General features: G+C 75.0%; 10 protein-coding genes. 7 read left to right on the top strand and 3 right to left on the bottom strand.

Going from position 1 to position 12,193, the window contains the following annotated elements; all coding sequences use genetic code 11:
• The first annotated feature begins 121 nt into the window (after window positions 1-121).
• Window positions 122-1,690 (top strand): hypothetical protein, encoded by a 1,569-nt coding sequence (locus tag ACN27D_RS21925; protein WP_358170055.1) that lies wholly within the window; start codon window positions 122-124, stop codon window positions 1,688-1,690.
• A 13-nt stretch (window positions 1,691-1,703) separates the two neighbouring features.
• On the opposite strand, the gene ACN27D_RS21920 is transcribed toward ACN27D_RS21925, so the two are convergent.
• On the bottom strand, window positions 1,704-2,897 hold the full coding sequence (locus tag ACN27D_RS21920) for a hypothetical protein (RefSeq protein ID WP_030501835.1): 1,194 nt from the start codon (window positions 2,895-2,897) through the stop codon (window positions 1,704-1,706).
• A 114-nt stretch (window positions 2,898-3,011) separates the two neighbouring features.
• Here ACN27D_RS21920 and ACN27D_RS21915 point away from each other — a divergent pair, with 114 nt between their 5' ends.
• From ACN27D_RS21915 to hutH, 6 genes are read left to right on the top strand one after another with little or no spacing between them, the layout of a single operon-like run.
• Window positions 3,012-3,860, top strand: a complete 849-nt coding sequence (locus ACN27D_RS21915; RefSeq protein WP_421499881.1) for a MurR/RpiR family transcriptional regulator — start codon at window positions 3,012-3,014, stop codon at window positions 3,858-3,860.
• Window positions 3,861-3,872: 12 nt separating this feature from the next.
• Complete coding sequence (gene hutU, locus ACN27D_RS21910) at window positions 3,873-5,528, top strand: urocanate hydratase (protein ID WP_421499880.1); 1,656 nt, start codon at window positions 3,873-3,875, stop codon at window positions 5,526-5,528.
• Window positions 5,525-6,724 (top strand): allantoate amidohydrolase, encoded by a 1,200-nt coding sequence (locus tag ACN27D_RS21905; protein WP_421499879.1) that lies wholly within the window; start codon window positions 5,525-5,527, stop codon window positions 6,722-6,724. The genes hutU and ACN27D_RS21905 overlap by 4 nt, the downstream gene beginning before the upstream one ends.
• Complete coding sequence (locus ACN27D_RS21900; RefSeq protein WP_421501183.1) at window positions 6,721-8,085, top strand: formimidoylglutamate deiminase; 1,365 nt, start codon at window positions 6,721-6,723, stop codon at window positions 8,083-8,085. Before ACN27D_RS21905 ends, ACN27D_RS21900 begins: the two co-directional genes overlap by 4 nt.
• Window positions 8,082-9,251: an imidazolonepropionase gene (gene hutI / locus ACN27D_RS21895; protein ID WP_421499878.1), complete on the top strand. Its 1,170-nt coding sequence runs from the start codon at window positions 8,082-8,084 to the stop codon at window positions 9,249-9,251. Before ACN27D_RS21900 ends, hutI begins: the two co-directional genes overlap by 4 nt.
• Window positions 9,248-10,786: a histidine ammonia-lyase gene (gene hutH, locus ACN27D_RS21890; RefSeq protein WP_047892378.1), complete on the top strand. Its 1,539-nt coding sequence runs from the start codon at window positions 9,248-9,250 to the stop codon at window positions 10,784-10,786. The genes hutI and hutH overlap by 4 nt, the downstream gene beginning before the upstream one ends.
• 64 nt (window positions 10,787-10,850) lie before the next feature.
• Here hutH and rdgB read toward each other — a convergent pair whose 3' ends face one another.
• Window positions 10,851-11,468 (bottom strand): RdgB/HAM1 family non-canonical purine NTP pyrophosphatase, encoded by a 618-nt coding sequence (gene rdgB, locus ACN27D_RS21885; RefSeq protein WP_120571409.1) that lies wholly within the window; start codon window positions 11,466-11,468, stop codon window positions 10,851-10,853.
• Entirely contained in the window at window positions 11,465-12,190 is a 726-nt protein-coding gene (gene rph / locus ACN27D_RS21880; RefSeq protein ID WP_120571410.1) for a ribonuclease PH, read from the bottom strand. The genes rdgB and rph overlap by 4 nt, the downstream gene beginning before the upstream one ends.
• Window positions 12,191-12,193: the final 3 nt, after the last annotated feature.

Here is a 12,193-nt window from a genome sequence, read left to right as displayed (position 1 = left end):
GTCCGGGCCTGTCGACGCACCTGAGTGGTGGGTTAGGGTGACGGCCGGTCGGCAGGCGGGGATAGGGATCTACGTGGTCACACGGGTGGAACCAGCCGATGTGGACAGAACCGGCGGGACGGTGGGCCGACCGCCGGGGCCCCGCCCGATCCTGTGGGACAGCACCGCCGTCCTCGCGCTGCTGTGCCTCCTGCCGATCCTGCACGACGTCAAGACCATGCTCGGCGCGCCGTACTGGCTCGACGAGGCGTGGGTCGCCCTGTCCGTCCGGTTCCCGCTTGGCGATCTGCCGGTCACCACGTCGTCCAGCCCGCTCGGCTGGAGCTTCCTGCTGCGGCTGGTACCCGATCCGGACGACCTGCGGCTGGTCACGCTGGCGTTCCAGGGGCTCGCGGTCGTGGCGGCGTACGGTCTCGGCCGGTCGCTGCGATGGTCGACGCCCGGCCGGGGCGTGGTGGCCGGCGCGGCCTGCGCGGCGGCGGTCCTGCTGCTCCCCGCCCAGCAGGTGCGCCACGACCTCAAGCAGTACACCGCCGACGCCGCCGTGGCCGTGGGCGTGCTCGCCCTGGTCGCCTGGGTCGAGCAGCGGTGGTCGCGGCGGCGGCTCAACGTGCTCACCGCCGCCGTCGCCGCGGGCATGCTGGTCAGCCACGTCACCGCCATCGTGGCGCCGTGCGCGTTCGGCGGGCTGCTGCTGGTCACCGCGGTCCGGCGGCAGTGGCTACGCCTGGTCGAGGTGGCAGTGGCCGGGCTCAACGCCGGGCTGGTCCTCACCGGCGTGTACTTCGGCATCTCGATGCAGGGCCGCAACGTGCCCATGCAGCAGTTCTGGGCCGGCAACTTCCCCGGGGTGACCGAGCTGCCCGGCTACCTGGCGCGGCAGATCGACACGCTGATGCCGGTCGTCGGCGCGCCCGGGCTGGTGGTGGTCGCCCTGCTCGTGGCCGGCACGCTGACGCTCCGCAGGCACGGCCGGCCCGCCGCCGCGGTCGCCGTGATGCTCCTGCCGGTGGTCGCGACGATCGTCGGCGTCGCGAAGGTCTATCCGCTGCTGGAACTGCGTACCTCGCACTTCCTGCTCGTCACCGCCGCCGCCGTGGCCGGCCTCGGGGTCGCCGGGCCGGCGAGCCGCGCGGCCGACCTGGCCTGCCGCCGGCTCCCCCGGGTGCGGCCCGCCGTCCTGGCCGCGGCCGTCTGCGCGGTCCTGCTCGGGGGGTACGCGGCCGGCAACAGCCACTGGTACCGGTTCGACGGGAACGAGCCGGGGCTCTACTACACGGCGATCGCCGTCACCGACGTACGTTCGGCGACCGAGTACGTGGCCCGGCACCGCCTCCCGAACGACGTCGTGGTCATGAACAACGCGGCCTGGTACGGGTTCGCGTTCTACTCCCGGCACGAGCGGCTGAGACTGGTCGTGCCGCACGGCAACACGGTGGGCTGGTGGGTCGACATGCCCGACCGGCCGGACGTCGTGGTGGTGCCCGGCCACGACACCACTGCCGTGCAGGCCGGTCTCCGGCACGCGGTCGAGCTGGCGGCCGAGCGCGGCGACGGGGCGCGCGTCTGGCTGATCCGCTCGCACGTCGTCGGCGACGAGGTCGACGCCTGGCGGCAGGCGCTCGCCGCCTACCGCGTCGAGCAGGTCACCGGCGGGGTCGAGCCGGTCGCCCGGATCAGCGCCGCATGACGCGGCGCGGCGGTCAGCTGCCGCGCTGCCACAGGTCGCGCAGGGCGTCCCAGTCGCCGTCCACACCGTCCTTGCAGAGCGTCTCGATGTAGAAGGCCCCCTGCATGTCGTCGGGGTCCCACCAGACGCCGCAGATCGCCCGGCCGTCCTCGCCCTCGAAGGCGTACTCGACGTAGCTGCCGGGCTTGCCGGTCACGCCGCCCTTCATGGTGCCGGCCTCGCGCAGCCCCGGCGCCAGCGAGCCGCCGGCGAGGTTGAGCTGCTGGCGGTACGCCCGCGCGGTGTCCTTCTGCTTCTGTCCCGGGTAGAGCGTGAAGTGCAGCCACGCGCCGCCGTAGTGGCAGAACACGTGCCCCTTCTCGTCCGCCGGCAGCTTCGGGGCGCCCGGCTGGTTGTAGACGGTGCAGCCGCCGATGCGGGTCAGCCAGGGCTCGACCAGCGGGGCCAGCTCACCCTCGAACTTGGCCTTGTTGATGGCGAGCTGCGTGGCCTCGTAGGGCGGCAGCGACGGGCTGGCCGACGGCGTGGGCGTCGCGGCCTCCTTCTCGCGCCCCGCGCCGAGGAAGAACCCGGCGGTGCCGGCGACCAGGGTGAGCACCAGGGCGCCGACGATCGAGATCCAGTCGCGCCGCTTCGGCGCCGGCTGCACCGGGGCGATCCGGCGTCCGCCGGACGGGTCCAGCGGGTCGGTGGCCACCGGCGCCGAGCCGACGGCGGGTGGCGCGGAGACGGCGGACTGCGCGGGGACCCCGGAGGTCGCGGAGACGGCGGCCGGGGACATCGGCGCGCCGGAGATCGGCTGAGCCGCCATCGCCCAGGGCTGCGGAACCCACGGCAACTGGGGCGGCGCGGAGACGGGGGCGGCGGCCGGGGGCGGCGGGAGCATCTCGGCCGTCGGGGTGCGTTGGTAGTCCATGCCGAGGCTGCGGAACAGCCGCTCGGCCGCGCCCTCCTCTTCGGACGGGTACGCGATCCAGGGCTCGGCGGCGGCGAAGTCGGCGTTGACGTACCGGTGGCCGCCCGGGGTCTGCGCCAGCACGTTCGCCGCGTTGGCGAACGCCTCCCGCCAGCGCTGGTCACCGGCGGCGGCACCTTCGAGGACGGCGACGGTGACCGGGCGGTCCTGCCCGTCGAGAGCCGCCCACGCCCGGCCGACCTGGCACTCGCCCAACGTCTCGGTGAACCTGTACGGCCCCTCCGGCTGCATGCCCCACTCCTCTGCTCACCCGCCGTGCGGATAGTACAGAGAGCACGCTCATCGGACCTCCCTGCGGTCGCGCGACGCTTGCGCTCTGAAAGTTTTCATGCATAGAGTCAGCTCGTGAATGAAAGCGGTGCGGCCTCCCCTGACCGCCTGCTCGACCTCTTCCACGGCGTACGGCTCACCCCGACGCAGCGCCGCATCGCGCACTGCCTGGTGCGGCACGCGGGCGCGGCGGCGTACCTGTCCGCCGCCGAGGTGGCCGAGCTGGCCGGCGTCAGCCAGCCGTCGGTGACCCGGTTCGCCATGGCGCTCGGCCACGACGGCTACCCCGCGCTGCGCCGCCGCCTGCGCGAGCTGGGCGCGCGCGGCGCCGCCGACCAGGACCGCGCCGGGAACGCGCTGCAACGGGCGGTCCACGCCGAACGGGACAACCTCGACCGTCTCGCCGCGCAGCTCGCCGACGCCGGCCGGGTCGCCGAGGTGGGCCGCCTGCTCGCCGCCAGCCGCCCGCTGCCGGTGCTCGGGCTGCGGGCCGCCGCGCCGCTGGCCGCCTACTTCGCCTACTTCGCGGCGAAGGTGCACCCGGACGTACGGGTGTTCGACGACGGCGGCAGCATGCTCGTGGACCGCCTGGACCAGGCCGTCGCGGCCGGCGCGACGGCGATGCTCGCGTTCGTGCTGCCCCGCTACCCCCGGGAGACCCTCGACGCGCTGCGCGAGGCCCGGGACGCCGGGCTGGCCGTCGTGGCGATCACCGACTCGCCGGTGAGCCCGGCCACCGAGCACGCCGAGGTGGTGCTGCCCGCCGCCGTCGGCGCCGACCTGGTCTTCGACCTGCACACCGCACCGATGACCCTGGCCATGGTGGTGCTCCAGGCGATCTGCGACGCCGCACCGGCCGAGACCCAGGACCGGCTCGAGGCGTTCGAGTCGTCCGCCGCCCGCCGCCAGTTGTTCCTCGGCTGAGAGGAGTACGAGATGCACCAGCCCGTCCGCGCCGCCCGCGGCGTCACCCGCACCGCGAAGGGGTGGCCGCAGGAGGCCGCCCTGCGGATGCTGATGAACAATCTCGACCCGGAGGTGGCCGAGCGCCCCGACGACCTGGTGGTCTACGGCGGCACCGGCAGGGCGGCCCGGGACTGGCCGTCGTACCACGCGCTCGTGCGGACGCTCACCGAGCTGCGCGACGACGAGACGATGCTGGTGCAGTCGGGCCGGCCGGTCGGCGTGATGCGGACCCACGAGTGGGCGCCGCGCGTGCTGCTGGCCAACTCCAACCTGGTCGGCGACTGGGCCACCTGGCCGGAGTTCCGCCGCCTGGAGTCGCTGGGCCTGACCATGTACGGGCAGATGACCGCCGGTTCGTGGATCTACATCGGCACCCAGGGCATCCTCCAGGGCACGTACGAGACGTTCGCCGCGGTGGCCGCCAAGCGCTTCGGCGGCACGCTCGCCGGCACGCTGACGCTCACCGCCGGCTGCGGCGGGATGGGCGGGGCGCAGCCGCTGGCGGTCACCATGAACGGCGGCGCCTGCCTGGTCGTGGACGTGGACCGGTCGCGGCTGGACCGCCGGGTGCACGACCGCTACCTCGACGAGGTGGCCGACTCGCTGGACGACGCCATCGAGCGGGCGCTCGCGGCGAAGCGGGACCGGCGGGCGCTCAGCGTCGGCGTGGTCGGCAACGCCGCCACCGTCTTCCCCGAGCTGCTGCGCCGGGGCGTCGCGATCGACATCGTGACCGACCAGACCAGCGCGCACGACCCGCTGTCGTACCTGCCGGAGGGCGTGGACCTCGGCGACGCCCGGGACTACGCGGCGGCCAAGCCGGCCGAGTTCACCGACCGGGCGCGGGCGTCGATGGCGAAGCACGTGGAGGCGATGGTCGGCTTCCTGGACGCGGGCGCGGAGGTCTTCGACTACGGCAACTCGATCCGGGGCGAGGCCAAGCTCGGCGGGTACGAGCGGGCGTTCGACTTCCCCGGGTTCGTGCCCGCGTACATCAGGCCGTTGTTCTGCGAGGGCAAGGGTCCGTTCCGCTGGGCCGCGCTCTCCGGCGACCCGAAGGACATCGCCGCGACCGACCGGGCCATCCTCGACCTGTTCCCGGAGAACGAGTCCCTCGCCCGGTGGATCCGGATGGCCGGAGAGCGGGTCGCGTTCCAGGGCCTGCCGGCGCGGATCTGCTGGCTCGGCTACGGCGAGCGGGACCGCGCCGGGGTGCGGTTCAACGAGATGGTCGCCTCCGGCGAGCTGAGCGCGCCCGTGGTGATCGGCCGGGACCACCTGGACTGCGGCAGCGTGGCGAGCCCCTACCGGGAGACCGAGGCGATGGCCGACGGCTCCGACGCGATCGCCGACTGGCCGCTGCTGAACGCGCTCGTCAACACCGCCAGCGGCGCGTCCTGGGTGTCGATCCACCACGGCGGCGGCGTCGGCATCGGCCGGTCGATCCACGCCGGGCAGGTCTGCGTGGCCGACGGCAGCGCGCTGGCCGGGCAGAAGATCGAGCGGGTGCTGACGAACGACCCGGCGATGGGCGTGATCCGGCACGTCGACGCCGGCTACGACGACGCCCGCGCGGTGGCCGAGCGCACCGGCGTCCGCGTCCCGATGGCCGAGGGTGACCTGTGACCGACCTGGCGGAGCGGTTCCGCGCGCTGTGGGACGAGATCGCCCCGGTCGGGCGGGACGCCGGCAGCGGCGGCTACCTGCGCTACGCGCTGACCGAGCCGGAGCTGACGCTGCGGGGCTGGTTCCGGGAGCAGGCCGACCGGCGGGGCATGCCGGTGTCCGAGGACGGCAACGGCAACCTGTTCGCCTGGTGGGGCGACCCGGAGGCCGGGGGCGCGGTGCTCACCGGCAGCCACTTCGACTCGGTGCCGCACGGCGGCGCGTACGACGGTCCGCTCGGCATCGTCAGCGCGTTCCTCGCCGTGGACGAGCTGCGGGCCGCCGGCGTCACCCCGGACCGGCCGGTGGTGGTGGCCGCGTTCGTGGAGGAGGAGGGCGCGCGGTTCGGCGTACCCTGCCTCGGGTCGCGGCTGCTCACCGGCGAGATCGACGTCGACCGCGCGGCCGGGCTGCGCGACCAGGCCGGGACGACCTTCGCGCAGGCGCTCGGCGAGCGGCCGGCGGGCGCCGACCCGGCGCTGCTCGGCCGCTTCGCGGCCTTCGTGGAGCTGCACGTCGAGCAGGGCCGCGCGCTGGTCGACCAGGGCGCGCCGGTCGCGGTGGCCTCCGCGATCTGGCCGCACGGCCGGTGGCGGTTCGACTTCACCGGCGAGGGCAACCACGCGGGTACGACCCGGATGGCCGACCGCCGCGACCCGATGCTCACCTACGCGTTCACGGTGCTGGCGGCGAACAAGGAGGCCCGGCTGCGCGACGCACACGCCACCGTGGGCCGGGTGTCGGTCGAGCCGAACGCCACGAACGCGATCCCGTCCCGGGTCACCGGCTGGCTGGACGCGCGGGCGGCCGAGGCGGAGACGCTGTACGGTCTGGTCGAGGCGGTACGCGCCAAGGCCACCGACCGGGCCGGCCGCGACGGGACCGCGCTGACCTGCACGCAGGAGTCGGCGACCCCGCTCGTCGCGTTCGACGGCGGGCTGGCCGACCGGCTGGTCACGCTGCTCGGCGCGCCGGTGCTGCCCACCGGCGCCGGGCACGACGCGGGGGTGCTGGCGGCGCACCTGCCCACCGCGATGCTGTTCGTGCGCAACCCGACCGGGGTGTCGCACTCCCCCGCCGAGGCGGCCACCGACGCCGACTGCGCCGCCGGGGTGACCGCCCTGGCCCGGGTCCTGGAGGAGCTGGCATGCCGCTGACCCGCTGGCTGGCCGAGTACGCCTGGCTGCCCGACCGCGCCGAGCCCACCCGGGACGTGCTGATCGAGGCGACCGACGGGCGGCTCACCGCGGTCACGCCGCTGACCGTCGACGGTCCGCCGACCGCCGGGGTGGAGGTGCTCGGCGACGCGGTCCGGCTGCCCGGGCTGACGGTGCCCGGCCTGGCGAACGCCCACTCGCACGCCTTCCACCGGGCGCTGCGCGGGCGCACCCACGACGGGCGCGGCGACTTCTGGTCCTGGCGCAGCCTGATGTACGCCGTCGCGACCCGGCTCGACCCGGACACCTACCTGGCGCTGGCCCGCGCCGTGTACGCGGAGATGGCGCTGTCCGGGATCACCTGCGTGGGCGAGTTCCACTATCTGCACCACGGTCCCGGCGGCACGCCGTACGACGACCCGAACGCGATGTCCGCCGCGCTGGTGGAGGCCGCCGCGCACGCCGGTGTCCGGCTCACGCTGCTGGACACCGCGTACCTGGCCGGGGGCGTGGACGGCGCGCCGCTGACCGGGCCGCAACGCCGGTTCGGTGACGGCGACGCGCTGCGCTGGGCGGCGCGGGTGGACGCGTTCCGCCCGGCCGACGAGCACGTCCGGCTCGGCGCGGCCATCCACTCGGTGCGCGCGGTCCCCGCCGAGCAGCTCGCCACGGTGGCGGGCTGGGCCGACCGCAACGGGCTGCCGCTGCACGTGCACCTGTCCGAGCAGCCGGCCGAGAACGACGCCTGCCGGGCCGTGCACGGGTGCACGCCGACGCGGCTGCTGGCCGACCACGGGGTGCTCGGCCCGCACACCACGGCCGTGCACGCCACCCACCCGACCGCCGCCGACGTGGCGTTGCTCGGCGACAGCCGTACCCGGGTCTGCGTCTGCCCCACCACCGAACGCGACCTGGCCGACGGGGTCGGCCCGGTGCGGCGGATGGCCGACGCGGGCAGCCCGCTGAGCCTGGGCAGCGACAGCCACGCCGTGGTGGACCTGTTCGAGGAGGCCCGCGCGCTGGAGATGGACGAGCGGCTGCGTACCCGGCGGCGGGGGCACTTCACGCCGGCCGAGCTGCTCGGCGCCGCCACCGTCGGCGGGCACGCCGCGCTGGGCTGGGGCGACGCCGGCCGGCTCGCCGTCGGGCAGCGGGCGGACCTGGTCACGGTACGGCTGGACAGCGCCCGCACCGCCGGGGTGCCACCGGTCGGCGCGTTCTTCGCCGCCACCGCCGCCGACGTGACCAGCGTGATCGTGGACGGGAGGCCGGTGGTGGACGGCGGCCGGCACCTGACCGTGGACGTGCCAACCGAGCTGCGGGACGCGATCGCGGCGGTGACCGCCAAGGAGGACTCGTGAGGCGCGGCAGCCTGCTCGTCGACCACATCGGCGAGCTGGTCACCAACGACGGCCGCGACGGGGACCCGCTGGGCGTCCGGCGCGACGCCGCCCTGCTGGTCGAGGACGGGCAGGTGGCCTGGATCGGGTCGGCCCGCGACGCGCCCGCCGCGGACCGGCGGATCGACGCCGGTGGCGCGGCGGTGCTGCCCGGCTTCGTGGACAGCCACGCCCACCTGGTCTTCGCCGGGGACCGGGCCGCCGAGTTCGCCGCCCGGATGGCCGGCGAGCGCTACACCGGCGGCGGCATCCGCACCACAGTCGGCGCCACCCGCGCGGCCTCCGACGACGACCTGCGCGCCACTGTGGGCCGGCTGCGCGCGGAGATGCTGCGGCAGGGCACCACCACGGTCGAGATCAAGAGCGGGTACGGCCTCAACGTCGCCGACGAGGCCCGCTCGCTGCGGATCGCCGCCGAGTTCACCGGCGACACCACGTTCCTCGGCGCGCACGTCGTCCCCGCCGAGTACGCCGACCGTCCCGACGACTACGTGGGCCTGGTGTGCGGGCCGATGCTGGCCGCCGCCGCGCCGTACGCCCGCTGGATCGACGTGTTCTGCGAGCGGGGCGCGTTCGACGCCGACCACACGCGGGCCATCCTCGCCTGCGGGCAGGCCGCCGGTCTGGGCGTACGGCTGCACGCCAACCAGCTCGGTCCCGGGCCGGGCGTGCGGCTGGGCGTGGAGCTGGGAGCGGCCAGCGTCGACCACTGCACCCACCTGACCGACGCCGACGTCGACGCGCTGGCCGGTTCGGAGACTGTCGCCACGCTGCTGCCCGGCGCCGAGTTCTCCACCCGGTCGCCGTACCCGGACGCCCGGCGGCTGCTCGACGCGGGCGTCACGGTCGCGCTGGCCACCGACTGCAACCCCGGTTCGTCGTACACGTCGTCGATGCCGTTCTGCGTCGCGCTCGCCGTACGCGAGATGCGGATGACCCCGGCGGAGGCGGTGTGGGCCGCGACCGCCGGCGGGGCGGCGGCGCTGCGCCGCACCGACGTGGGGCGGCTGACGCCCGGGGCGCGGGCCGACCTGATCATCCTCGACGCCCCGTCCCACCTGCACCTGGCCTACCGGCCGGGCGTGCCACTGATCCGCCAGGTCCTGCACAACGGAGTACCGCGATGACCACCGTGACCATCCTGTCCACCGGCGTCACAGCCGCCGACGTGCTCGCGGTGGCCCGCGGCACCGCCAAGGTCGTGCTCGACCCGGCCGCCACGGAGGCGATGGCGACCTCCCGGTCCATCGTGGACCGGATCGAGGCGGCCGGCCGTCCGGTGTACGGCGTCTCCACCGGCTTCGGCGCGCTCGCCAACACGTTCGTCGCCCCGGAGCGCCGGGCCGAGCTTCAGCACGCGCTGATCCGCTCGCACGCCGCCGGGGTGGGCGCGCCGATGCCGCGCGAGGTGGTACGCGCCATGATGCTGCTGCGGGTCCGGTCGCTGGCGCTCGGCCGCTCCGGGGTCCGCCCGCTGGTCGCCGAGGCGCTCGTGGACCTGCTCAACCACGAGGTCACCCCGTGGGTGCCCGAGCACGGCTCGCTCGGCGCGTCCGGAGACCTGGCGCCGCTGGCGCACTGCGCGCTCGTGCTGCTCGGCGAGGGCTGGGTGCTCGGCCCGGCCGGTGACCGCATCCCGGCCGCCGACGCGCTGCACCGGGTCGGGCTGAAGCCGGTGTCGCTCGCCGCCAAGGAGGGGCTGGCGCTGATCAACGGCACCGACGGCATGCTCGGCATGCTGCTGCTCGCCGTCTCCGACGCCCGGCACCTGTTCGCCATGGCGGACGTGACGGCGGCGCTGGCCATCGAGGCGATGCTCGGGTCGGAGCGGCCGTTCCTGCCCGAGCTGCACGCGATCCGCCCGCACCCGGGCCAGGCCGCGTCGGCGGCGAACATCCACCGGCTGTTGCAGGGCTCGGCGGTGATGGACTCGCACCGCGACGACCTGGCGCACGCGGTGCAGGACGCGTACTCGATGCGCTGCGCCCCGCAGGTGGCCGGCGCGGCCCGGGACACGCTCGACTTCGTCGAGGTGGTGGCCGGCCGGGAGCTGCTGTCGGTGGTGGACAACCCGGTGGTGCTGCCGGACGGGCGGGTCGAGTCGACAGGCAACTTCCACGGCGCGCCGCTCGGCTTCGCCGCCGACTACCTGGCCATCGCCGCCGCCGAGGTGGGCGCGATCGCCGAGCGCCGGGTGGACCGGCTGCTCGACGTGGCCCGCAACCGTGACCTGCCGGCGTTCCTCTCCCCGGACCCCGGGGTGAACTCCGGGCTGATGATCGCCCAGTACACCGCCGCCGGGATCGTGGCGGAGAACCGCCGGCTCGCCGCGCCCGCCTCGATCGACTCGCTGCCGACCAGCGGCATGCAGGAGGACCACGTCTCGATGGGCTGGGCGGCCACCAAGAAGCTGCGCACCGTGCTGGACAACCTGACCAGCCTGCTCGCGGTGGAACTGCTGGCGGCCGTACGCGGACTCCAGCTCCGCGCGCCGCTGACGCCGTCACCGGCCGGGCGGGCGGCGCTCGACGCGCTCGGCGGCACCATCGGCGAGCCGGGGCCGGACGTGTTCCTCGCGCCGCTGATGGAGGCCGCGCGGGACGTGGTGCGCGGCCCGGAGCTGCGCGCGGCGATCGAACGGGAGATCGGCCCGCTCGGCTGAGCCAGCCGATACCGACCCTCCGGCCGGGCGTCCAAGCGGTGCCCGGCCGGCGTCCGGGAGCGGGTCAGGCGGCGGGCGGGAGCACCTTCGCGACCAGCTTGGCCAGTTCCCGCAGCGCCTTGCCGCGGTGGCTGACCGCGTCCTTCTCCTCCGGCGTCAACTCCGCGTTCGTCCGCTCCTGGCCGTCGCCCAGGAAGATCGGGTCGTAGCCGAAGCCGCCGTCGCCGCGCGGCGCGCGCAGCAGCCGGCCGGACTGACGGCCGTCGACCAGGTGCTCCTTGCCGCCGGGCAGCACCAGCGCGACGGTACAGACGAACGCCGCGCCCCGGTGCTCGTCCGGCACGTCGGCGACCTGGTCCAGCACGAGCTGGAGGTTGGCGTGGTCGTCGCCGTGCCGGCCGGACCAACGGGCGCTGAACACACCCGGCATGCCGTTGAGCGCGTCCACCGCCAGCCCGGAGTCGTCCGCGATGGTCGGCAGGCCGGTACGCCGGCAGCCCTCCCGCGCCTTGATCAGCGCGTTCTCACCGAACGTGAGGCCGGTCTCCGGCAGCTCCGGATACTCCTCGACGTCGTCGAGGCCGAGCAGGGCGATCCGGTGCGCGCCGAGCGCGCCGTCCAGGATCCGCTGGAGTTCGACCAGCTTCTTCCGGTTCCGGGTGGCGAGCAGGACCTTGTTCACGAGAGCGCCTTCCGCTGCGCGTCGGCCAGTTCCAGACAGCCCGCCACGCCCAGGTCGAGCAGCGCGTCGAGCTGGTCGCGGGCGAAGACGCCCGCCTCGCCCGTACCCTGCACCTCGACGAAGTCGCCGGTGCCGGTGCAGACCACGTTCATGTCGACCTCGGCGGTGACGTCCTCGGCGTAGCAGAGGTCGAGCATCGGCTCGCCGCCGATCACGCCGACGCTCACCGCGGCCACCGAGCGGTGCATCACCTTCTCCACCTTGCCGGCCAGCGACTTGCGCTCGGCCAGCCAGGTCACCGCGTCGTGCAGTGCGACGTACGCGCCGGTGATCGCGGCGGTACGGGTGCCGCCGTCGGCCTGGAGCACGTCGCAGTCCAGCACGATCGAGTTCTCGCCCAGCGCCTTCAGGTCGACGCAGGCGCGCAGGCTGCGGCCGATCAGCCGGGAGATCTCATGCGTGCGCCCGCCGACCTTGCCGCGGACGCTCTCCCGGTCCGAGCGGGTGTTCGTGGCCCGGGGCAGCATCGCGTACTCCGCGGTCACCCAGCCCAGCCCGGAGCCCTTGCGCCAGCGGGGCACGCCCTCGGTGACGCTCGCCGTGCAGAGGACCCGGGTCGCACCGAACTCGACGAGCACCGAGCCCTCCGGGTGGGTGCTCCAGCTCCGGGTCAGGGTCACCGGTCGGAGTTGGTCGGGCCGCCGCCCGTCAGGTCGCGCCATGCC

The organism is Micromonospora sp. WMMD1274, assembly GCF_049179035.1.
Classification (GTDB): domain Bacteria; phylum Actinomycetota; class Actinomycetes; order Mycobacteriales; family Micromonosporaceae; genus Micromonospora; species Micromonospora tulbaghiae.
The sequence above is the reverse complement of the archived record's forward strand: the minus strand, read 5'-3'. Positions and strand labels throughout refer to the sequence as shown.